The sequence below is a fragment of the Catenuloplanes sp. NPDC051500 genome, from assembly GCF_044454585.1.
Classification (GTDB): domain Bacteria; phylum Actinomycetota; class Actinomycetes; order Mycobacteriales; family Micromonosporaceae; genus Catenuloplanes.
In genome coordinates this window covers 472,933-494,814 of record NZ_JBITDX010000003.1, presented here as the reverse complement: position 1 = coordinate 494,814, position 21,882 = coordinate 472,933, and the positions used below count along the sequence as shown (strand labels likewise).

General features: G+C 70.6%; 20 protein-coding genes and 2 tRNA genes. 10 read left to right on the top strand and 12 right to left on the bottom strand.

The genetic code is table 11. From position 1 onward, the window contains the following. Window positions 1-26: 26 nt before the first annotated feature. Window positions 27-1,619, top strand: coding sequence for an NADH-quinone oxidoreductase subunit N (locus ACIA8K_RS08775; RefSeq protein WP_396056507.1), 1,593 nt, complete (start codon window positions 27-29; stop codon window positions 1,617-1,619). A 542-nt stretch (window positions 1,620-2,161) separates the two neighbouring features. Continuing rightward, a complete protein-coding gene (htpX, locus tag ACIA8K_RS08770; RefSeq protein ID WP_396056505.1) occupies window positions 2,162-3,025 on the top strand; it encodes a zinc metalloprotease HtpX in 864 nt (287 codons plus the stop codon). Between the two features lie 60 nt (window positions 3,026-3,085). Here htpX and ACIA8K_RS08765 read toward each other — a convergent pair whose 3' ends face one another. Next, a complete protein-coding gene (locus ACIA8K_RS08765) occupies window positions 3,086-3,580 on the bottom strand; it encodes a YajQ family cyclic di-GMP-binding protein (protein WP_396056503.1) in 495 nt (164 codons plus the stop codon). 158 nt (window positions 3,581-3,738) lie between these two features. Here ACIA8K_RS08765 and ACIA8K_RS08760 point away from each other — a divergent pair. The 4 genes from ACIA8K_RS08760 (at window position 3,739) to ACIA8K_RS08745 (ending at window position 5,394) form a co-directional block, all read left to right on the top strand. Continuing rightward, window positions 3,739-3,822 (top strand) — tRNA-Tyr (locus ACIA8K_RS08760). Window positions 3,823-3,920: 98 nt separating this feature from the next. Beyond that, window positions 3,921-4,550 carry a hypothetical protein gene (locus ACIA8K_RS08755; protein WP_396056501.1) on the top strand — a complete coding sequence of 210 codons (630 nt, stop codon included), beginning with the start codon at window positions 3,921-3,923 and terminating at the stop codon, window positions 4,548-4,550. Between the two features lie 95 nt (window positions 4,551-4,645). Then, on the top strand, window positions 4,646-5,209 hold the full coding sequence (locus ACIA8K_RS08750) for a Uma2 family endonuclease (protein ID WP_396056499.1): 564 nt from the start codon (window positions 4,646-4,648) through the stop codon (window positions 5,207-5,209). An 82-nt stretch (window positions 5,210-5,291) separates the two neighbouring features. Beyond that, window positions 5,292-5,394: transfer RNA gene (locus ACIA8K_RS08745), tRNA-OTHER, on the top strand. Between the two features lie 151 nt (window positions 5,395-5,545). Here the strand turns inward: ACIA8K_RS08745 and ACIA8K_RS08740 are convergent. From ACIA8K_RS08740 to ACIA8K_RS08705, 8 genes are all read right to left on the bottom strand, one after another. Beyond that, window positions 5,546-6,733 carry a tyrosine-type recombinase/integrase gene (locus ACIA8K_RS08740; RefSeq protein WP_396056497.1) on the bottom strand — a complete coding sequence of 396 codons (1,188 nt, stop codon included), beginning with the start codon at window positions 6,731-6,733 and terminating at the stop codon, window positions 5,546-5,548. Between the two features lie 163 nt (window positions 6,734-6,896). Next, complete coding sequence (locus ACIA8K_RS08735) at window positions 6,897-7,103, bottom strand: helix-turn-helix transcriptional regulator (protein WP_396056495.1); 207 nt, start codon at window positions 7,101-7,103, stop codon at window positions 6,897-6,899. Window positions 7,104-7,296: 193 nt separating this feature from the next. After that, window positions 7,297-7,584, bottom strand: a complete 288-nt coding sequence (locus ACIA8K_RS08730; RefSeq protein WP_396056493.1) for a hypothetical protein — start codon at window positions 7,582-7,584, stop codon at window positions 7,297-7,299. 472 nt (window positions 7,585-8,056) lie between these two features. Continuing rightward, entirely contained in the window at window positions 8,057-8,881 is an 825-nt protein-coding gene (locus ACIA8K_RS08725) for a prenyltransferase/squalene oxidase repeat-containing protein (RefSeq protein ID WP_396056491.1), read from the bottom strand. A 149-nt stretch (window positions 8,882-9,030) separates the two neighbouring features. Next, a complete protein-coding gene (gene moeZ, locus ACIA8K_RS08720) occupies window positions 9,031-10,260 on the bottom strand; it encodes an adenylyltransferase/sulfurtransferase MoeZ (RefSeq protein ID WP_396056489.1) in 1,230 nt (409 codons plus the stop codon). A 43-nt stretch (window positions 10,261-10,303) separates the two neighbouring features. Beyond that, window positions 10,304-11,464, bottom strand: a complete 1,161-nt coding sequence (locus ACIA8K_RS08715) for a DUF3152 domain-containing protein (RefSeq protein WP_396056487.1) — start codon at window positions 11,462-11,464, stop codon at window positions 10,304-10,306. 38 nt (window positions 11,465-11,502) lie between these two features. Next, a complete protein-coding gene (locus tag ACIA8K_RS08710) occupies window positions 11,503-12,462 on the bottom strand; it encodes an alpha/beta fold hydrolase (protein WP_396056485.1) in 960 nt (319 codons plus the stop codon). A 45-nt stretch (window positions 12,463-12,507) separates the two neighbouring features. After that, the gene (locus tag ACIA8K_RS08705; RefSeq protein ID WP_396056483.1) at window positions 12,508-15,057 is read right to left on the bottom strand and encodes a hypothetical protein; all 2,550 of its coding nucleotides are present in this window, start codon (window positions 15,055-15,057) and stop codon (window positions 12,508-12,510) included. A gap of 180 nt (window positions 15,058-15,237) precedes the next feature. Between ACIA8K_RS08705 and ACIA8K_RS08700 the strand changes: the two genes are divergently transcribed. Next, window positions 15,238-15,870, top strand: a complete 633-nt coding sequence (locus ACIA8K_RS08700; protein ID WP_396056481.1) for a TetR/AcrR family transcriptional regulator — start codon at window positions 15,238-15,240, stop codon at window positions 15,868-15,870. Between the two features lie 97 nt (window positions 15,871-15,967). Further along, entirely contained in the window at window positions 15,968-16,201 is a 234-nt protein-coding gene (locus ACIA8K_RS08695; RefSeq protein ID WP_033342903.1) for a DUF3107 domain-containing protein, read from the top strand. Between the two features lie 59 nt (window positions 16,202-16,260). On the opposite strand, the gene ACIA8K_RS08690 is transcribed toward ACIA8K_RS08695, so the two are convergent. Next, on the bottom strand, window positions 16,261-16,935 hold the full coding sequence (locus ACIA8K_RS08690; protein WP_396056479.1) for a ferritin-like fold-containing protein: 675 nt from the start codon (window positions 16,933-16,935) through the stop codon (window positions 16,261-16,263). 392 nt (window positions 16,936-17,327) lie between these two features. On the opposite strand from ACIA8K_RS08690, the gene ACIA8K_RS08685 reads away from it, so the two are divergent. Both ACIA8K_RS08685 and ACIA8K_RS08680 read left to right on the top strand, forming a co-directional pair. Next, window positions 17,328-19,043 carry a DEAD/DEAH box helicase gene (locus ACIA8K_RS08685; RefSeq protein ID WP_396056477.1) on the top strand — a complete coding sequence of 572 codons (1,716 nt, stop codon included), beginning with the start codon at window positions 17,328-17,330 and terminating at the stop codon, window positions 19,041-19,043. Window positions 19,044-19,261: 218 nt separating this feature from the next. Continuing rightward, entirely contained in the window at window positions 19,262-19,960 is a 699-nt protein-coding gene (locus tag ACIA8K_RS08680) for a polysaccharide deacetylase family protein (RefSeq protein ID WP_396056475.1), read from the top strand. 72 nt (window positions 19,961-20,032) lie between these two features. Here the strand turns inward: ACIA8K_RS08680 and ACIA8K_RS08675 are convergent, their stop codons facing one another. Continuing rightward, window positions 20,033-21,265, bottom strand: a complete 1,233-nt coding sequence (locus ACIA8K_RS08675; protein ID WP_396056473.1) for a hypothetical protein — start codon at window positions 21,263-21,265, stop codon at window positions 20,033-20,035. Between the two features lie 301 nt (window positions 21,266-21,566). After that, window positions 21,567-21,869: a DUF2470 domain-containing protein gene (locus ACIA8K_RS08670; protein ID WP_396056471.1), complete on the bottom strand. Its 303-nt coding sequence runs from the start codon at window positions 21,867-21,869 to the stop codon at window positions 21,567-21,569. Window positions 21,870-21,882 lie beyond the last annotated feature (13 nt).

Below are 21,882 nucleotides of genomic sequence, written 5' to 3'. Positions count from 1 at the left end.
GGGGCTCGGCCCGAGGCGGGACGCCGGTGATCATCGACCAGACGGCGCTGCTTCCGGCCTATGCCGCTGCCGTGGCCGCCGTGCTCGTGCTGCTCACCGACCTGTTCGCCGGGCCGCGCGCGGTGATCGCCGCCACCGCCGCCGGCGCGGTGCTGACCGCGGGTGCCGCCGTGCTCGTCGGCGTGGGTCCGGACCGCCTGTCGTTCTGCGCCGGTGACGCCTGCTCCTACCTGGCGACCGACCGGGCCGCGCTGATCGGCGTGCTGTTCGCGCTGCTCGCGCTGGCCGTGCTGGCGCTGTCCGCGCCGATGCTTCGCGCGGGCGCGGTACCGGCCGGCGAGTACTGCTTCCTGCTCGCCTGCTCGATGACCGGCGGCGTGGTGCTCGGTGCGGCCGGCGACCTGATCACGCTGATCGTGGCGCTTGAGACACTCACGCTGCCGCTCTACCTGCTCGTCGGACTGCGTCGCGTCGCCTCGCCTCGGGCGGTCTTCACAGGCGTCGGCGCGCCGGTCTTCCCGGAGCCGCCGGTCGAGGACGGCGACGTCCGGCTGCACGCGGAGCAGGACGTGGCGGCCGAGCAACTGCGGATGGAACGTACCGGTGCCGAGTCCGCGGTCACGTTCTTCGTGGTCAGCGTGGTGGCAACCTCGGTGACGCTGCTCGGGGCCGCACTGCTCTACGCCGCCACCGGAGCGCTCCACCTGTCCGCGCTGGCAGCCGCGATCACCGCCGGCCCATCTGCCGGTGCCGGCGCGCCCGGCGGCCCCGCGCCGCTGATCGGGGTGGGGTGCGCGCTGCTTGTGGGCGGGCTCGCGTTCAAGGTCGCGGCCGTACCGTTCCACGCGTGGGCGCCGGCCACCTACGACGGCGCGCCGCTGCCGGTCGCCGCCTACCTCTCCACCGCGTCCAAGCTCGGCGGCGTGGTCGCGCTCCTCGCGGTCGTGCACCACGTGCTGCCCGTCGCGGAGACCGGTCCGGTGCTGGCCGTGCTCGCGGTACTGACAATGACGGTCGGGAACGTGGTGGCACTGCGGCAGACCCGTACCGTGCGGCTGCTGGCCTGGTCGTCGGTGGCCCAGGCCGGCTACATCCTGGCACCGCTCGGCGCGTCCGCGCTTGGCTCACCGCCGCAGGACCCGCTGGTGGCCGCCACGCTCGCCTACGCCGCCTTCTTCGTGCTGCTTGAGCTGGCCGCGTTCGCCGCGGTGGTGGCCCTGCGCCCGGCCGCGGCGGACGGCGGCGACCTGGCCGACTACCGGGGCGTGGCACGGCGGGCGCCCTGGGTCGGCGGCATGCTTGCCTTCGCGCTGATCGGCCTGGCCGGCCTGCCACCCGCGCTGGCCGGCCTGTTCGCGAAGGTGACAGTGGTCCGCGCGCTTGTCGACGGCGGCGCGAGCTGGCTGGCGTTGATCGTGGCCCTGAACGCGGTGATCGGCCTGGCGTACTACGTGCGCGTCGCCGCCCTGCTCTACGGCACACCGACCCGGGACGGTTCCGCCGGCACCGGCTGGACCCACGTGCCCTGGCCGGTCGGCGCGGTACTTGTGGTGACGACCGTCCTCGCGGTGACCCTCGGCTTCGCACCGGAGCCGTTGCTGCGGCTGACCGCACTGTAGGCACGACACGCCGTTCTACCTGGCAGCGGGACCGTGGCGGCGTGGTTCTGTGGCGCATAGTCCAGCGGTGGCGTTCGGCCCGGCGGCCCGAACCTGCGGCGGCCCGAACCTGCGGCGGCCCGGCCCTGCTGCAGGCCGTGGCGGGTGTGGACCCGCTGTAGGTCGTACCCCGCCGCACGCCCGGACTTCGCGGTCGGCCGCAGGACCGACCTGGGCGTGCGACTGAGGTCGGTGGCAGCGGTCCGTCGCACGTGGCCTGAGTACCTGCCGCCTGCTGTGGCCCGGCCGGTAACGGACCGTGTGGGTTTTCGGTGACCAACCGCGGCGCGTGCAGGGAGGCCCCCTGGGGGCCGACCGGTGCCCGCGGGAGCGTGCGGGCAGTTAGTGCGGCGGGTGTGGGTAGATCCGGCTCTTGATCTTCTGGTTTCTCAGCCTTTGCTGATTGGCCGCTCAGCAATGTCACAGGTGCCCGCGGATGATTCGAGGAAGGGAGCGTGTTTCACCTTCTGTGGGCCGAGAGCTCACTCGATGAAGGAGTCACCGTGCACAGCCACCACAACGGTCTCAAGACGGCCGCCCTTCTGGGCCTGCTCACGGCCATGATCCTGGGCGTGGGGTACTGGTTCGGAGGCAGCGCCGGACTTGTCGTCGCCGTCCTTCTCTCGCTCGGGATGAACGCGGCAGGTTACTTCTGGAGCGACCGGATCGCACTCCGCTCGATGAACGCGCAGCCGGTCGGCGAGGCCGAGTTCCCGGCGCTCTACCGGATGGTCCGGGAGCTGTCCGCGGAGGCGGGCCAGCCGATGCCGCGGCTCTACGTCAGCCCGGCCCTGCAGCCGAACGCGTTCGCCACCGGCCGCGACCCGCAGCACGCCGCCGTGGCCGTCACCGCCGGCATCACCAGGCTGCTCGACTACCGTGAGTTGCGCGCCGTGATCGGCCACGAACTGTCCCACGTCTACAACCGCGACATCCTGATCTCCAGCGTTGCGGCCGGGCTCGCCGGAATCATCACGATGCTTGCGAACCTAGCGCTCTTCGTCCCGCTCGGCGGCGGCGATGACGACGATGCGCCGAACCCCGCGGTGCTGCTGTTCATGCTGATCCTGGGCCCGATCGCGGCGAGCGTGGTGCAGCTCGCGATCAGCCGCAACCGCGAGTTCGAGGCGGACGCCTCCGGAGCGCGACTCACCGGCGACCCGCTGGCACTTGCCGAGGCGCTCCGCAAGATCTCCTACGGCGCGCAGCGCCTGCCGCTCCCGGCGGACGCGAAGGTGGCGTCGTCGGCGCACCTGATGATCGCGAACCCGCTGAGCGGTGGCGGCCTGTCCGCGCTCTTCTCCACACACCCGCCGATGGAGGAGCGGGTGCGGCGGCTGCGGGAGATGGCCGCGCAGTCCTACTGAGGCCTTCCTCGCGCGGCCCCCGCCATCCCCGTGGCGGGGGCCGCCTCACGCGAGGAAGCCTCAGCGGTAGTTCGTGAACTGCAGCGCCACGCCGAAGTCCTCGCCCTTCAGCAGCGTGATCACCGCCTGCAGGTCGTCCCGCTTCTTGCCGGTCACCCGCAGCGAGTCACCCTGGATCTGCGCCTGCACGCCCTTCGGCCCCTCATCGCGGATCTTCTTGCTGATCTGCTTGGCCTTGTCCGTCTCGATGCCCTGAATGATCTTGCAGTCGATCTTGTGCGTCTTGCCCGACTGGCGGGGCTCACCGGCCTCCAGCGCCTTCAGCGAGATGTTCCGCTTGATCAGCTTCTCCTTGAAGACCTCCAGGGCCGCACTCACCCGGTCCTCGGTCTCCGCCGTGAGCGTGACGCCCTCCTCGCCGGCCCAGGCGATCTCCGCCCCCGTGCCCCGGAAGTCGAACCGCGTACCCAGCTCCTTCTCGGTCTGGTGGAGCGCGTTGTCCACCTCCTGGTGCTCAACCTTGCTGACGATGTCGAACGACGGGTTGGCTGCCATGCCTCTGCTCCTGCTGTTCCTGCTGGGACGTATGAAGATGTCTCGGTCGGGCCCGTCTCCGGCCCCGCCCACCTGCCGACCGTACCCGGTTGCAGACCCCCCGAGGACTACCGTTATTCTGGCTTCCGCCAGCGCGTCACCACGCGGTGGTACGCCTTGGCGGGTTGCCCGAGCGGCCAATGGGAGCGGACTGTAAATCCGTCGCGAAAGCTACAGAGGTTCGAATCCTCTACCCGCCACCAGGCAGAAGAAAGGCCCCCGATCAGCGGAAACGCCGATCGGGGGCCTTTCTCGTTAAATCCCGCCGAGACCAGCCGAGTCCGGCCGTCTACAGCCGGTTGTGGCCACATGGTGGGCAGTCCTCTGCGTCTTCGCCAAGTGCATCGACGGCGGCGAAGACAGCCTGAACGACCGGATTGGGGGTGGGCTCGGAAAGCCTGTTGAGGTGCAGCGGCGACTCAGCGCCTACCAGGAATTCAGCCGTGAAGTGTGGGCTGTCAGTACATCAATCCAGGCGGTCCGGGCGTTGGCGCCCGTTTCGCGGAATCGTCTTGGGGGTGTCGCGTGGCACCCGATGATGGTTCGCAGCGTCGAGGGTGCCGGGCATGCGAATGGCAGACTCTTAGGGGCTTATGACCTCGTTCGCCTGGTCGGACCTCTGAAGGTCGTTGAAGCGGCCTCCACGGTGTGCACTGCTGTGGCTGAGCTGTCCGCCGTCCTGCAAGGGCCGGAAGCCCGGTTCTCGTCAGCGATGGAGGAAGTGGGAGCCGCCCAACGCGACTTCCTCTTCGCCTGCCGCGTCGACTTGGGCTACGACGCGGACCCTGAAGCTCCCGCTGTAACGATGAGTCCGAAGAGTTGGGGCCGTCGCGCCAAGTTCTGGTGGAGCGGCCACCAAGGCACGCCGCTCAGGCCCGAGGCCGATCCGAGGCAGATTGAAGGCAAGAGGGGCCGGGATGTTGACGGCTGAGGCCTTGGCCCGCGTTCGGCTGGTGCGATTCTTCGTCTGGCCTGCGTATCGTGGACGGCGAGATGTCCAGCCGAGCGGGTGGAGGTGTGACCGCGATGAGTGTAGCTGTCATCGGGCACGTCGGTCCCTGGAGTGAGATCGAGTACCTGGCCCTCGGCGAGACACTAGATCGAATCGAATTGATCGATGGGAGTCTGTTGGTGAGCCCGGCCCCGAGCAAGCGCCACCAGCACATCTCCCGTCGTCTCGCTGCCGCGTTGGAAGATGCCGCGGCCCCTGCGGACCTCTGGGTCTTCGAGGCTGTCAACCTCCGTCTGCGCAGCGACCGAATCGTCATTCCGGACCTGGTGGTCGCGGACACGGACGACGAGGGCGTGGTGGTGGAGGCCGGCGAGACGATCCTGGTCGGCGAGGTGGTCTCACCCGGCAATGCCGCCGCCGATCGTCTGGTCAAGATGCAGCTGTACGCCGCTGCTGGTATCTGCTGGTACCTCCTGGTCGAACAGGCGCAGGATGACGTGGTGTTGCGCCTGCTCCGGCTGGACGGCGAGCACTACGTCGAGCACGTGGTTGCGAAGCATGGTGAGACCCTTACGACGAGCGAGCCGTTCGCCATGGCGATCGATACGAGCACGCTGCTGTCTCGCACCCGGCGATAGCTCGGTAACGCGCGCCGGACGGGCGCCGCAGGCGTAGACCAGCAGCGGGCACATCATGGGCGCGTTGGTCAGCAGGACCCATGCCTCGGGCGAAGCCCCAGGTAGGCGGCTCGCGCAGAAGGCATCCGGGATGCCCTGTAAATCCGTCGCGAAAGCTACAGAGGTTCGAATCCTCTACCGAGGCGATGCATCAAGACATCGATCCCGATCAGGACGCGACTCCCTTCTTGCGAGACAGCGTCGCCAGTTTTGGACACGGGTTCAACCTGAGGTCAGACGAGCCTCAGCGTGATGGCTAGCGGGCTTCCGTCGCGGGTCTCGGAGGCCAAAGCCGCTTCAATAAGCCGCCGTGCTGTTTTCTCTTCGCCCGTAAATGCATGAGGCATAGATCTTTAGCAATGCGTAGACGCTGTGCCCGGCCCACTCCGCGACCAGAGTTGCGGGAACGGCAGCGTTAAGCCACAGAGACACACAAGCGTGTCGGAGCTGGTAAGGAACCCGCGCAAGCGGCGATCGAAGCTGAGCAGGCGTCATGGCCGCTTCCCGCGCCTTCCGAAACACTGTCGTGTAGGTGTTGTTCGGGATGGGCTGTCCGGCGGTAGGAACGGATCGGCCACCGCTTCCACGCCGAGTCACGAATATCCGCCCGCTGGTCGAGGGCGGGTACTCCTTGATGTGGGTTTCCAGGAGAGTGCAGAGCACCGGGGCAGCAGGTACGTCGCGGGTTGCGCTGGCGGCCTGGTGCTTGAGCCCACGGTGCGCCGCGCTTCCGTACTGAGCACCCCAGTCCTTCCCGACCGCCACGATCGAGCCCGTCAGGTGCGGCGTGCCCCACCCGCCCTTCTTCTTCGTCCGCTCGTACTCGTCGTCTCGTAGCGCCAGCACCTCTTCCGGCCGGAGCGCCGCGTAGTACATGCAGCTGAAGAAGGCCTCCAACTCCGGCGCGATCTTTGGGACCTCGGCGAGTAGACGGCGTGCCTGCTCCGGGTTGACTACGCTCCTGCGGTCAACCTGGTCGGAGTTCTTCGGTGCTGTCCAGCTCACCAGGGTGAGCGGGTGAAAGTCGAGCAACCGCAACTCCACCGCATATTTCAGGCAGCCCGAGAACACCGCGCGCTTCCGGTTGACCATGGCCGGCGCGGCGGCGCGGCCGTCCATCCGCAACGCCAACGTGTCGAGCACCTTGCGGACGAGCGCCGCGTCCGTGAGCGCGTTGGAATCGACGGTGTGCGACTCCAGCCACCGCACGGCCGACGCCAGGTGCTCTGGCGGCGGACCGGCATCCCGGCGGGCCTTGTTGAAGGCTCCAGCCGTAGAGCTCGGCCCGGATCTCTTTGTCGGTCGGTACGCCCCGAACAGCGCGGGTGTGACGGTGGCCATCGTCTCGGCGATCCCGATCCGGTGCTTCGCGGATGACTGCGCCCACTTCACGTCCACGAACGCGATCGCGTGCGCGTACCAGGAGCGGGTATTGAGCGCCCTCGCCATGGGCTCCGGCAGGCCGGTCTTCTCGTCGAACGCCACGCCCTCCCGCTGGGTAACCACCAGCTTCGAGCGGAAGCTCTCCGCGAGCGCCCGGGTGGCGAACGTGTCCCGGTGCGGCTTGCCCGCGACCTTACAACCGAGTACGTGAATCCCTTGCTGACCGTGTTCTTGAGGATGGAGTGGATGCGTGCGTCGTAGCTGCTCAAAGGGTGTTGTCCTCGTGGGCGGTGATCCAGGCGTCGAGATCGCGGCGGCGGATGCGGAGACTTCCGTTCGGGTACTTGATCGTTTTGGGTGCCTTTCCGATCGCCTTCCAGCGGAAGAAGGTCGACTTGGGGACGCCGAGTTCGGCGAGCACTTCGGCGAGGGTGAGCAGGGCGTTCGGGCGGGGCATCTCTGGGGCGGTCATCGGCCGGTGTCCTTCCGTGGCGTGGTGCATGGTTCTGGCTCTAGGGCATGGCGGGAGCAGGTGTCAGGGCGACGCGCGGGCGGGTCGCGGGCAGTTCGGCAGCCCTCGGGCGGGGCCGAATCGGTCGTGACAGAACTGACAGAACCTCTGGCGGGATGGGGTTGTGTCAGTTCTGTCAGTTCTGTCACCGGCATCAGGCGGACCGCCGGGCGTCGGTGATCGACCGGACCTCGGCGGTCGGCCGGTGCACGTCGGGGTTGACGAGATATTTCGGCGACGGTGGCCGGCCACCGGTCCTCGGCCGCGCGGGCGGGTCGATCTGCCGGATGTAGCCGTACGCATCGAGGACGGACAGCACCGGGTCGAGGTCGGCGACGGCCTTGATCGTGGCCGAACGGCTGCATCTACTACGCCGCACCCGCCCTGGCGAGGCCGCGAACCTCGGCCGTGCCGACTGCACCCTCTCGGCCCGCTGTCGCACCTGCGGCACCGAGGTGTTCCGGTATCGCCTGCCATCTCTGGTCGCCCACGTCCCACGTGGGCGTCACTATCCGCCCGGCTTTGGGAGGAACTGCAGGCTAAGAGCGTCTGTGGCTGAGCTGACGCCCGACGCCTGACGAGAGCGCCTGGGGCTGAGCTGACGCCCTGATGAAGAGCGTGTGGGGGCAGATGTGGCTTGCGACGCGCGTGGGGGTTGCGGTTTCCCAAGCGGCGGCGGGGCTGGAGCCCGCGGGAGCGTGCGGGCCGCACCACGGCGAAAGCGGGAAGATCCAGATCTTGATCTGCTTGTGGAAGTTTCTCCCGACCCGCGCGGTTGGTGACCGCCCACGTGAGACGCGGGCGACCAGAGACGATGGGCGACCTTCAGACACGCTCTTCGTCTGAAGATCGCCCGTCGCCGCCGGGAGTGGCGGCGAGCCCGGAGGAGCGAAGCGACGACCATCAGCCCAGAGTCAGAACAACGCGCGGAGGGTGAGGAGGGTGGTGTGGACGTCGAAGGCGTTGCCGTCGTCGCTGGGCCAGCCGCCGTCGGTGCGCTGTGTTTCGGAGAGGCGGAGGCGGGCGGCCTGCGGGAGGTGGTCGTCGTCGGGGACGCCGGCGCGGCGCAGCGTGGCGGCGAGGGAGGCGGTGTCGCCGGGGCTGAGTTTGGGGAGGCGGTCGGCCAGGACTAGTTGCATTCTGGCGGACTCGTAGAACAGTTCCTGGCGGTAGAGGACGGCGGCGCCGAACCAGCCGGCGATCAGGAAGGACGGCCAGGTGCCGTCGGGGCGCAGTGCGCCGGCGATGGCCCGGGCCGCGGATCGTGCGACGCCGGCGTAGACGCCGCCGTGCCGGGGGTCGTCGTGGCCGGACTCGGCGGAGGACCGGGCGCCGCCGACGGTCAGCCAGTAGGAGGCGAGCGCCGTCAGGTAGAGGCGGGCCTCCGGGTCGCCGGGGCGGGCCCAGGGTGGCGCGTCGTGCGCGTAGGAGGCGTCTTCCTCCCAGGTGCCGTCCGGCCGCTGGCGGCCGGCCAGCCAGTCGAGCGCCTTCCGGGCGGCGGGACGGGCGAGCGCGCCAAGGTCGTCCAGTTCGGCGAGGCGGAAGCAGGTGGCGTCGATCGATGCGATCTCGCCGCCCCAGGTGGCGGGCCAGCCGCCGTCGGGGGCCTGGCCCATCTCGGTGCGGGCGATCGCGTCCGCGGGCGCGGGCGCGGCGGTGCGCAGGTAGGAGAGCCGGGCTCGATCCACCTGATCGCCCCGCGCGACCACGAAGCCTATCGCCGCATCTATGTCGACCACCGCGCAAGGCTACCGCCGGAGTGGGGGATTCGCTCTCGTCGTGTCAGCCAGAGGGCACCATCCGTGAGGGGGATCTCGTCTTCACGAAAAGCGAAATGCCCGCCTCCGGCAGGAAGCGGGCATTCGGTACGGCGCGGTATCCGGGTTGCTCAGTACTCGGGCAGGGACGGGTCGATGTTCTTGACCCAGGAGACCACGCCGCCCTGCACGTGGACCGCGTCCTTGAAGCCGGCGGCCTTGAGCGCGGCAAGCGCCTCGGCCGAGCGCACGCCGGACTTGCAGTGCAGCACGATCTGCTTGTCCTGCGGCAGCGACGCGAGCGCCTCGCCGTTCAGGATGTCGCCCTTCGGGATCAGCCGGGAGCCGGGGATGCGGACGATCTCGTACTCCGCGGGCTCACGCACGTCGACCAGGAGGAAGTCCTTGCCGGCGTCCTGCCACTCCTTCAGCTCGTACACGGTGATCGTGGAGCCGAGGGCGGCCTCCTGCGCCTCGTCGGAGACCGCGCCGCAGAAGTCGTCGTAGTCGATGAGGCCGGTGATCGGCTCCGCGTTCGGATCCTTGCGGATCTTGATGGTGCGGTACGACATCTCGAGCGCGTCGTAGACCATCAGGCGGCCGAGCAGTGAGTCGCCGATGCCGGTGATCAGCTTGATCGCCTCGGTGACCTGGACCGCGCCGATCGACGCGCAGAGCACGCCGAGCACGCCGCCCTCGGCGCAGGACGGGACCATGCCGGGCGGCGGGGGCTCCGGGTAGAGGTCGCGGTAGTTGGGGCCGTACTGGTCCCAGAACACGCTGACCTGGCCGTCGAAGCGGTAGATCGAACCCCACACGTACGGCTTGCCGAGCAGCACGCAGGCGTCGTTCACCAGGTACCGGGTGGCGAAGTTGTCGGTGCCGTCGACGATCAGGTCGTACTGGCCAAAGATCTCGAACACGTTGTCGTTGTCAAGCGACGTGTTGTGGACCTGCACGTTCACGTACGGGTTGATCTCGCGCACCGACGCGGCCGCGGACTCCGCCTTCGGCTTACCGATGTCGGACTGGCCGTGGATGATCTGACGCTGCAGGTTGGACTCGTCGACAGTGTCGAAGTCGACGATGCCGAGCGTGCCGACGCCTGCGGCGGCGAGGTACATCAGCGCCGGAGAGCCCAGGCCGCCCGCGCCCACACACAGCACCCTGGCGTTCTTGAGCCGCTTCTGCCCCTCGACCCCGACGTCCGGGATGATCAGGTGGCGCGAATAGCGACGGATCTCGTCAACGGTGAGCTCGGCGGCGGGCTCGACGAGCGGGGGTAGGGCCACGATATGACTCCCCGGAATCGATTGGGTTTGCGAAGGCCATTGTTGCGCGTGGGTTGCGGACGCTGCCATGAGTAGTGACACGCGCCCGCACTGCGGGACGAGGGAATAGAACTCAGTCGACAGGTTTGCCCTCATAACGGCGGCCGGTGAGATACGGCCACGCGTTGGCGAGGCAACCCCGGAGGCCGTACGTCTGCTGCTGCATCACCGGCGCGGGCGATCCGGCGCCGGGGCAGGCCTCGTGGCCGTGTCCGAGCTGGTGTCCGACCTCGTGGTTGATGGCGTAGGCGCGGTACGCGGACAGCGGCGCGCCGTAATCCGGGATCGCGCTCTGCCAGCGTGCGACATTGATGATGACCTTGCCGACCAGCCGGCAGGAGGTGTATCCGGACGTGGCGAGGCCGCCCTCGGCGCACATCCGCTCGGACGTCTTCGGCGTGGCCAGATAGATGGTGAACTCCGCGGCCTGCCCCCGCGGCACGCGCTGCAACCGGAGTTGCCCGGACGCGATCCAGCTGCGCTGATCCCCGAGGATCCGGTCCACCTCGGTCGCGAACGCGTCCGCGCTCACGCCGGCACCGGCCTCCGAGCCCACCTGGAAGCGCCGCAGTGAGCCGGCCCGCCCGAGGATCGGCCCGGGGCCTGCCGCGTAGTCGAACCGGCCGCTGCCCTGCGCCGCGAACGTGCCTGTCACCTCCGGGGTCGCGGTCATCGCGGGTGCCGGCGCCTCACCGCCGGGTGGTGGTGGCGCCTCACCGCCGGGCGGGGGCGCGGAGGACGGCGCGGTGGCGGACGGCAGTGGCGCGGCGCGGCGCCGGCCCTCGGCCGACCGGGTCGGGGGCTCGTGCGAGGCAATGACCGCACCTTCCCCGCCCGGCGCGCTGACCGGCCGGTAGTCGGCGCCCCGGGTGAGATCCACGCCGATTGCCGCGGCCGCGGCGAGAAGCAGTGCGATCACGCCGGTACGCCGTCGCCGGTACCGCATCCGGCGGACCGGCTCAGGGGCGGGCGCCACCGGACGGCGCAGCGGCCTGGACCTGTTCTCCATGCGAGACGGTCCGGGCCTGCCCTCCGCACGGGTAGCGGCAAGCGCCCGGGACATCGGCGCGGCAAGCGCCCGGGACATCGGCGCGGCCGGCAGTCCGAAGTTCGCCCGGCGCTCGCGACGTCGCTCCTCCGGGTCGAGTCGGACGCGCCGGATCGCGGCAGCGGCGGCCGCCCTCTCCTCGAAGGTGCGGTCGCGAGCGGAGATTCGGTTACCCGGAGTAGCCATCGCCTTTCAAGATTGCCATCTAAATCGGCCTAAAAGGCTTAACCCGCCCGAGAAGGTACGGCTGCCTCGTCCATCAGGCCCAGAATCGCGCGTGCGCAAGTCTCCGGCATCTCCATCATCGGCACGTGCCCGACCCCTTCGAGCATCAGCAGCCGGGCGTCCGGGATAGCGCGCGCCACCTGTGCCGGGACCCGGGTGTCCACAAGCCGGTCCCGGTCGCCGCCGATCACCAGCGTGGGCGTGGAGATCGTGCGGGCCAGCCTCCAGAGCGAGTTCGCACCCGGCAGGTACGCCCGGAGGAAGCTGCCGACCAGTCCGCGCATCGTGCCGACGTACGCGCTGGCGTAGTGCGGGGAGAAACGCAGCTCCGACTCGGCCACCGCCTCAAGCCACCGCTGCTCCGACATCCGGTCCGGGTCCGCGTAGCAGGCGCTGAGGATGTGCCGGGCCATCGCGGACGGCCGCAGCCGGGCGAACCGGCGCGCGGCAAGCAGGTCCGCCCTCGGCAGCGCCAGGAACGGCACCACCGGCGCCTGCAGCGTGCGGCGCGGGTCGAGGAACGGCATCGCGGGGGTGATCAGCGTCAGCGTGCGGACCAGGTCCGGCCGGAGCGCGGCGGCCCGTACCGAGATGACGCCGCCGAGCGAGTTGCCGACCAGGTGCACCGGCCCGCGCCCGCTCTCCTCGATCAGCCGGATCAGCAGGTCCGCGAACGCGGTGATCGAGTAGCGCGGCGCCGGGTCGCTGTAGCCGAAACCCGGCAGGTCGATCGCCAGCCCGTCGAGCCGCCCGGAGAGCAGGCCGGCCAGGTCCGTCCAGTTCTGGGCGGAGCCGCCGAGGCCGTGCACGTAGACCGCGGGCTCGGCCCGGTCCGAGCTGCCCGGCGTCTCCCTGACCTGCACGGACCGCCCGCCCAGGCGAATCTGCCGGGCGGGCCAGGGCGGCGGGGGCTCCGTGCGGGACAACGCGGAGTCATCCGCGAGTAACGCAGATTTCATGAAGAACAGTCTGCCCAGAGAGCGGCAGAGCATGCGGGCGGATCGTCAGGAAGGCAGCAGACCTTCCAGTCGCCTGTTGACTGCCGCGAGCGTGGCGCGGACCACGGCCTGCCGGCGGTCGCCGCTCACCACTGCCGAGCCGCTGAGCTGCTCCACCCAGCCGTCGCAGGCCAGCAGCAGCACGACCACCGCGACCTCGGTCGTGCCGAACGGGACCACCGCCGCGTGCTCGACGTAGCAGCGGCCGGGCTCCTCGCCCTTCTCGTCCGAGCGCAGCAGTTCGTCCACGGCGGAGGCGGCCGCGACCGAGCAGAGGCGTAGCACGTAGCCGTCCACGGCCGGTCCGGTGGCGACGCCGGTGGCCACCTGCTCGCCGACCGCCAACTCCACCTCGACCGTGACGTCCAGGCCGAACGTGCGGGTCTGCACGTGCTCTATCAACACACGCGGGCCAGGCCGGCCGCCCGGGTCGAGCGCGGGCGGACCGACCACCGCGGTCGTCGGCTCGCCCGGTAGGTAACCGGCCCCGGCCTGGTCACCGGGCTCGCCTGCGACGGGCGCGGCCGGCGGGTTCTCGGCGGGCGGCTGCGACCGGCGGCGGCGCGGCTCGTCCCCGGGCGCGGGTTGCGGCGGCACGGCCGGCACCGCGGGCACAAGCGGCACCACAGACGCCGGGGGTACGGGTGCGACCGGCGGCGCGGACTGGCCGGGACGCACGCCCGGCTGGATCGGCACGTGCGCGGACGCGGCGGACGGCTCCGGTTTCGGCGCGACGCCGGGCCGGGGCAGGTAGCTGACACCGCTGCGGGTCTGCGGACGGGCCGACGACTCGGTCATCGGCGGCGGCGCGGTCTCGACACCCGGGCGGATCGGCGTCACGGACGCCGGGATCAGCGCGTCCGCACCGAACGGCAGGCCCTCGTGCGAGGAGGCGGCCAGACCCATCCGCTCCTGGAGCAGGCGGGCCACCATCCGGGAGACCTCGGCCGGGTCGGCGCCGTCGGTCAGATCAAGGCGGAGCTTGTGCGCGCCACTGTCGGTGATGTGCACAGTCGCGTGCCGGACGCCGGCGACCTCGCGCACCGCGAGCTGGATCGCGTCCACGTCGAACCCGTCCGGGCGCTGCTCCGGCGGCGAGTCCTCGCGACGGAGGTTGTCCCGGATCCGGGCCAGGTCGGACACCTCGGCGGCCGGCGGACCGGCGACCGGGGCCGCGGGTATCAGCGGCACGTCGTCGGACGGGACCCGCTTCGGCAGCGCGTCGGACTCGCGGCGGACCTCCGGCGCGGGCCGCAGATCCGGCTGGCGGCGGAAGTCCTCGAACTCGTCCCGCTCCGGGGGGAGCAGACCGGGCGGCGGCGGGTACGCCGGGTAACCGCCGGAGTACGCGGGCGGCTGCCGGAACGTGGGCTCGTCCATCGGCTCCGGTGCGGGCTGGAAGCCGGGCGGCTGCTCGTGGCGGTTGTCCGCCTCAAGCGGGCGGAACTCGCGGCGGCCGCCCGAGCGCGGCACGGCGAGCGGGGCGATCGGCTCCGCGCCGGACTCCTCCGGGCGGGCGGACCGGCGCGGCGGCAACTCGTCAACGGCGTCGCGGCCCTCGCTGGACCGGCGCGGCTCGTAGGCGGGGCGACCCGGGCGCGCGGACTCGTCCGGCGTGACCGGCTCCTCCGGCTCGGCCGGGCCGTCGGGCGACTCGGTGCGATCCCGGCCGAAGCCGCGGCCGAACTCGGGCGAGCGCCGCCGCATGCCTTCCAGCAGGCGACCGCCGGCCTCGCCCTTCTCCCGGCCCTGGCGGAGCGGCAGGCCTTCCGGCGAGTCGATCAGGCGCTGGCCGTTGACCTCGGTGTCGGCCAGGTCGGCGCGGGGCTGCTCACGGGAGAGGCCGCCGTCGATAGCGCGCAAGCCCCCGGTCGGGCTGTCGGCCCGGCGGCCGAAGCGTGGCTCCTCCCGGACCGGCTCGGGCTGGCGCGGGTTGACCGGGCGCAGCGGCTCGACCACCCGCGGGCCGCTGACCGGGCGCGGGGTCACGGAGCGCTGACCGCTGATCGGGCGCGGGCCGCCGAAACGGGTGACGCCGTCCGGATCATCCGGGTACCCCCAGCCGGGGTCGCCTGTCGAGTGCCGGGAGTCGCGAGGATCACTCCGTGGTGTGATCTCGGACTCCGCGTCTCCCGGGTAGGACGGGTGCGGGAGCAGGCCCGCGTCCTCCAGGTCACCTTCGTACGGGTACGGGGGCGCGCTGGCCGGCACCTGAGCGGCTGGCAGCGGAGGTTGCGGCTCTACCGGGTGCTCCTCGTGATCATGGCCGTTGACCGGCCGACGCTGGTTACGGCCGGTGGCGGCCGGTGCGGACGGGGACAGCTGGGCCATCAGGTCCGCGTACCGGGCCTGCGGATCTATCCACGCGGAGGCGTCCCGGTCCCTCGGCTGGCGCCAGGCCGGCGGCGTCGGCTCCGGCTCGAGGGAGGGACCCGCATTCGACCATGCGGAATCGACCGGCGCCCAGCCGTTCGGCCGGGCACGGTCGTCTCGCGGACCCGCACCGTTAAGGTTTTCACCCGGCGTGGCGTCGTCCGCTTCCCTCGATTCGTCCACCGTGCGCTCCTCCGTCGCCCCCGCTGAGGCTACCGTGTGCTGACAGCAGCGATAAGTTGCTACGTCGGGCTAATTCGGCGGCCGAGCGGGTGACGGTGGTCTCCGATCACGTCGCGCCGGATACTTGAGCTCATGGCACGAGCGGCGCAGATGTCCGCTCGCCAGCGAGGAGGTAGTGCAATGACCGCAGCGTCGGGGGGCGCTCAAACGGCGGGACGGCCGACGCGTCTGCCGCGCTCCGCGCGCCGTAAGCAACTCCTCGCCGCCGCGCAGGAGGTCTTCGTCGCGCAGGGTTACCACTCGGCCGCGATGGACGACATCGCCGAACGGGCCGGGGTCTCCAAGCCGGTGCTCTACCAGCATTTCCCGGGCAAGCTCGAGCTCTACCTCGCGCTTCTCGACACGCACTGCGAGGCGATCGTCGCCAAGGTCCAGGCCGCGATGCGCGCGACGCCTGACAACAAGGAGCGGGTCCGGGGTGCCGTAACCGCGTACTTCGACTTCGTGGACCACGAGAGCGAGGCGTTCCGCCTGGTCTTCGCGTCGGACCTGCGCAACGAGCCGGCCGTGCGGGAGCGGGTGGACCGGGTCGAGAAGGGCTGCATCGCGGCGCTTACCGACACCATCATCTCGGACACCGGCGTCGACCGGGCCAGCGCCGAACTGCTCGCGTCCGGCCTGGTCGGAGCCGCGGAGACGGCGGCGCAGTTCTGGCTTGCGAACGGCCGTCAGATCCCCAAGGACGACGCGGAGTCACTGCTGACCGCGCTGCTTTGGCGGGGCATCGCCAGCTTCCCGCTGCAAGGGGACTGAATTCAGCTGTGCGCGAGCACGGCGGTTGAGCTGCCGATCCGGCCTCCGAATCGGCTAGCCTTCGAAACGGAACATCTTCGTCCCATGAGGAGGACCCGTGGAGGTCAAGATCGGCGTCCAGTACGCGCCGCGCGAGCTCGTGCTGGAGAGCGGACAGACGCCGGACGAGGTCGAAAAGGTCGTGACCGAGGCGATCAACGGCGACGGCGTCCTGACCCTCACCGACGAGAAGGGCCGCAAGGTCATTGTCCCGGTGACGAAGGTCGCCTACGTGGAGATCGCAGAGGCCACCCAGCGCTCGGTCGGCTTCACCGGCTTCACCGCTCGCTGAAATGACCTGAGCCGCCGGCTTTCCCGAAAAGGGGCCGGCGGCTCAGTCATGTCCGAGGTTCAGTTGTTCAGATCGAGCGCGTTCATCCGGGCCGCGTGCGCGGTGGTGAGCCGCTGGAAGAGCTTCTGCACACCGTTCTCCGCCTCGATCAGCGCGGTGAGCGGCGCGCGCTCGGCCGCCACCCGCTGCGCGTGCGAGAGCGTCTCGCCTACCAGTCGTCGCGCCCACATGGAGAGCCGGTTCGCCACCTTGGGGTCCTCGGCGATTGCGGCCCGCAGCTCCGCCTCGGCGAACACGGCGTACCTGCTGTCGTGCAGTACGCGCCGGACCAGGTCGCCGTCGGGCGCGTCGAGAAGCGCCGCGACCTCGGCCAGGAAGTCGTCCGCGATCCGGTCGCCGACGTACACCTTGGTCAGCGCCTCCAGCCAGTCCTTCGGCTCGGTGGCGTCGTGGTACTCCTCGACCTGGCGCACATACGGCGCCATCGCGTCCTGCGGGTCCACGCCGTGCTCCGCCAGCCGGGCCGCGACCCGGCGGTACCCGTCCACCTCGACCGCGGCCATCTCGCCGAGCATGGCGCGGCGGCGCAGGTCGGGTGCGAGCGCGGCGTCCCGCGCCATCCGCTCGAAGGCGAGCATCTCCCCGAACGCCACCAGGCCGAGCAACTCCACCACGGGCGGGTGGAGTTCCCGGGGCGTGTGAAGATCTTGCGGTCGTGAATCGTCTCCGGACACGAGCGCAGGCTACCGCTCTCCTCCGCGTACGGCGGGCAACGGCGGTGACCAGCGTCGCACAAGCTCTCTGTGATGCACGCCACACCCGGACACCCCACCCGAATCGAGATATTGCACCTGAGGTGCCGTTCATGCTGGTCGGGTATGCTGGTCGCAGATCAGGCGCAGGTATCGATTTCATCGCGACGTTGAGCAGTGCGGCGGCTTGAGCAGGGCAGTGGCCTTGCGCAGTGCGACGACGTACCAGACCGACGTCCGCCGATGAACCCAACCCCTGCGACGGCGTGCGGGCCCGCGGTTGTCTCCACGACGACCGCGCGCGGCCCGCGCCTCACCCACACGCGCCCTCGAACGAAGCGGGGCGCACCACGAGAGGGCACCCCCAAAACTCTATGAACGACATCGAAGAGCAGGAGAACGCTCCCACCCGAGCCCCGGCCGTCGTCGAGAAGCCCACCTTCGCCGAGCTGGGCGTGCGCGAGGAGACAGTCGCCGCGCTGGCCGCCGCCGGCATCGAGCGCGCCTTCGCCATCCAGGAATACGCGCTGCCCATCGCGCTGCGCGGCTCCGACATGATCGGCCAGGCGCCCACCGGCACCGGCAAGACGTTCGCGTTCGGCCTTCCGCTGATCGACCGGGTGTTCGCGCCGGCCGAGGGCGGCGACGGCATTCCGCAGGCGCTCGTCGTGGTGCCGACCCGCGAGCTGGGCCTCCAGGTCGCCAAGGACCTCGCGCTGGCCGGCAAGGGCCGTGGCGTGCGGGTGCTGCCGATCTACGGCGGCGTGGCATATGAGCAGCAGACCGACGCGCTGAAGGCCGGCGTCGAGATCCTGGTCGGCACGCCCGGCCGCCTGATGGACCTGGCGAAGCAGAAGAAGCTGCGGCTCGACAAGGTCCGCGCGCTGGTGCTTGACGAGGCCGACCGCATGCTCGACCTCGGCTTCCTGGACGACGTGGAGAAGATCCTCGCCATGCTGCCGGAGGACCGGCAGACCATGCTGTTCTCCGCCACCATGCCGGACCCGATCGTCACGCTCGCCCGCCGCTTCCTGCGCCACCCGGTGACAGTGCACGCGGGCCACACCGTGGAGACCGGCCCGTCGCCGCAGACGCTGCAGGTGGCGTACCGGACGCACCCGATGAACAAGATCGAGATGGTGGCCCGCATCCTGCAGGCGCGCGGTCGCGGTCTCACCATGATCTTCACCCGGACCAAGCGGGCTGCGGACCGGCTCTCCGAGGACCTCGACTTCCGCGGCTTCGCGGTCGCGGCCGTCCACGGCGACCTGGGCCAGGGCGCGCGTGAGCGGGCGCTGCGGGCGTTCCGGGCCGGCAAGATCGACGTGCTTGTCGCCACCGACGTCGCAGCCCGTGGCCTGGACGTCTCCGGCGTCACCCACGTGATCAACTACGACTGCCCGGAGGACCCGGACACGTACACGCACCGCATCGGCCGCACCGGCCGGGCCGGCGCCACGGGCGTCGCGGTCACGTTCGTAGACTGGGAGGACATGCCCCGCTGGCACCTGATCGACAAGTCGATCGGGCTGGACATGCGGGAGCCCCCGGAGACCTACCACACCTCCCCGTACCTCTTCACCGACCTGGACATCCCGACCGATGTGGCCGCGGCGCTCCCGTCCGCCGACCGCACCCGGGCCGGGCTCTCCGCCGAGGTGGAGGAGGATCTGGGCGGCCGTCCCCGGCGCTCCGGCTCCGGCGGGCGTCGTGGTGACAGCCGTGGCGCCGACCGGGCCGCGGCCCCGGCGCAGCGCACGCCGCGCACCCGCAAGCGCACCCGGCACACCGAGCCGGTCGGTGGCGACGAGGCTCCGACGACAACAGCGGTCGAGGACGAGGCGTCGGTGAAGCCCCGCCGCCGTCGTCGACGTGCCGGTGAGGCCGGCATCGGCGACGTGGTGACCGCGGAGGTCACGGCTGCGGAGCCCACCCAGGCCCGCGACGGTGGCGAGGACGCCGGCATCGATGCAGCCGAGTCGGCCGACGGACCCAAGCGGCGCCGGCGTCGCCGGGGTGGTCGCGGCGGCCGTGGCACGGGCGAGGGTGCCGAGAGCGGCGTCGACGACGGCGAGAGCACCGAGGACTGACCTCACAAGAACAAGATCAAGGGCGGATTCCCGGGTACGGGGTCCGCCCTTCTTCGTGCCCGGCCGCGCCCACGGCGTACCCCCTGATGCTTGTGGGCTTTTGTCTCAGGGCCGGGGGCGGTCCGCCGAATTGGTGTTCTCGCGAGCCACGGACGGCTTGCACCCGCGAGAGACGGACCTCTCGCGTGCGCCATGGACGGTGAAGGGTGGGTGTTCCGATGGATCGGCAGGCGATGGGGCTCACCCTCACCGCCAACGGCTTCGTGCCCGCGGTACGGCCGGGAGCGCTCGCTGCGGCGACCGCACGCCCGGTGATCCGCGGTCATGTCGCGCTCACCTTCGACGACGGGCCGAGCGCGGGGACCGGGGTGGTGCTCACCGCCCTGGCCGAAGCCCAGGCGCGGGCCACGTTCTTCTTCGTGGGCGGTGGCGTGGAGGCGGACTGGCGGTTTGCGAGCCGGGCTGCGTTGGCCGGGCACGCGATTGGCAACCACAGCTACAGCCACCCGGACCTGGCCGCGGTCCCGCTCAAGGACGCGGCGGTGGAGCTCGGGCGCACTCAGGCGGCGATCACCAGGTACACCGGCGCGGTGCCGATCATCGGGCGCCCGCCGTTCGGCAGCGCGAACGCGGACGTGGTCATGCTGTTCCGGGAGTACGGCATGGAGCCGGTGCTGTGGGCCTTCAACCCGGAGGACAGTGCGGGCCAGGCCGCGGCCGCGATCGGTGCCGCGATCCTCGGCGCGGTCCGGGACGGCGACATCGTGCTGTTGCACTGTGCGCAGCGGGAGACGCAGCGGATGCTGCCGGAGCTGATCAGCGGGTTGCGTGCCCGGGGCCTGGAGCCGGGCCGGATCGAGATCACCGGCGAGTACCAGGAGCGGAACCACAGTTATGCCAGGGCCGCGGCCTGGTAGTTCAGGGACAAAGAGCCGCCCTTCCCACGCGCTGCAATTCGCGGGAAGGGCGGCTCTGGCTTGGGGCGGCGATCAGGCCACGGTGCAGGGGGCCAGGTTCGCGACGTCCAGCTGCGGCTTGTCGGCGTTGCGGCCGATCGCGGTGGCGATCCGGTTGATCGCGGCGACCCGCTTGTCCTCGAGCGGGCCGTTGATCGCGTTCTGCACGAAGTTCGCGCCACCCTGGCCGGCCGAGTTCGCCAGGCGGGTCTCCGCCTCCTGGATCTGCTTCTCCAGCAGCGCCAGGTTGCTCTCCACCTCGGCGAGCTGCTGGTTCGGGATGGCCGGGAGCTGGTCCGCGACGGTCGGGCAGTTGAACGCGCCGTCCGAGCCGCCGTCGTTCGCCTCGTTGATCACCAGCTGGGTGAAGCCGGCGCCGGCGTTGCCGCCACCCGCGTTGTTGCCGCCGCCCGCGTTGCCGCCCTCGGCCGGGTCGGCGACCGGGATCTCAGCCTCGTTCAGCTCGCACGGTGCCAGCGTGGCGACGTCCAGGTCCGGCTTGTCCGCGTTCCGGCCGATCGCGGTGGCGATCCGGTTGATTGTGGCGACGCGCTTGTCCTCCAGCGGGCCGAGGATCGCGTTCTGCACGAAGTTCGCACCACCCTGGCCGGCCGTGTCCACCAGGCGCTGGTTGGCCTCGGCGATCTGCGTGTCAAGCAGCTCCAGGTTCCGGGTCACCTCGGCCTGGGCCTGCGCCGGGATGGCGGGCAGCTCGCCGGCCACGTCCGGGCAGGAGATGGCGCCGGTCGCGGCACCGCCCCCGTTCTGCCCCTCGCCGCCACCGTTCTGCTCCTCGCCGCCGCCGGCCTCTTCACCGGCGCCGCCGCCCGCGCTCAGCGAGCACTCCGCGAGACCGCCGAGGTTGGTCGGCTTCTCCGCGGTCCGCCCGATGGCGATCGCGATCCGGTCGATCGTCGAGGAGCGCTTGCCGGCCAGCGGGCCGAGGATCGCGTTCTGCACGAAGTTCGCCCCGCCCTCGCCGGCGGACGTGGCGAGGCGGTTGTTCGCCTCCTGGATCTGCGTGTCAAGCAGCGCCAGGTTGCGGTCCACCTCCGCCTTCGCGCTGGCCGGGATGGCGGGAAGCTTGTCGGCCACGGTGGGGCAGCTGATCGTCTGCCCGGTCGCGCTCGCTGATCCGGTGCCGGCCAGCGCCACACCCAGGCCACCGCCGATCAGCGTGAGCGTGCCGACCGCGATCATGCCCGGCACCTTGTAACGGCGCCAGTCACGCCAGCCTGTCTTCTCTTCGTCCCAGCTCGGAGCCATCGCGCCTAACCCAACCCTTCGGGATCTGTGGCCGATAGCCTGCGTCGCTCGTCGCGGGCGTACCGGTGAGCCTTGTTCGCTCTAGTCCCACCGGGCCGTCCGAGCGAGGACGGACCGGCGGGGCTCCGGAGTAGTCGAGGCTTAACACCTCGCCCGGTCCTACGGTGCTGGGAGGCGCTGGGGTTCAACGGTTTTCCGCTAATCGCTGAGGAGTTTGGACCGATCTTTAGGGAATCTTTAAGGGAGCCTGGGGCATCGATTAGATTCGCCGTTTCGACGCCTGTTTCGACTGTCTCGAGGATCAGGGACGCGGTGTGACGCCCAGCACAGCGCAGGCCTCGTGATACATCCGTGCGGCCTCGCCACGGACCTGACGGCGCTCGGTCAGCCGCTCCGAGAACGGCACCCGCACCGGCACCTCGGCGCCGCCCACGATCGCGACGAAGTCCATGCCGTCCGCGTCCATCCCGGACATCCGCGCCTCGGTGGTGCCGGGCTGCCCGCCGAGGCCGCGCGCGATGAGGACGTTGTCGTCCGCGTGGTCGTCGTTCATGTGGCGCATGATCTGCGCCACCACGTCCGGGGTGAAGACGGTGTCAGCCATGGCAGGCAGCGTA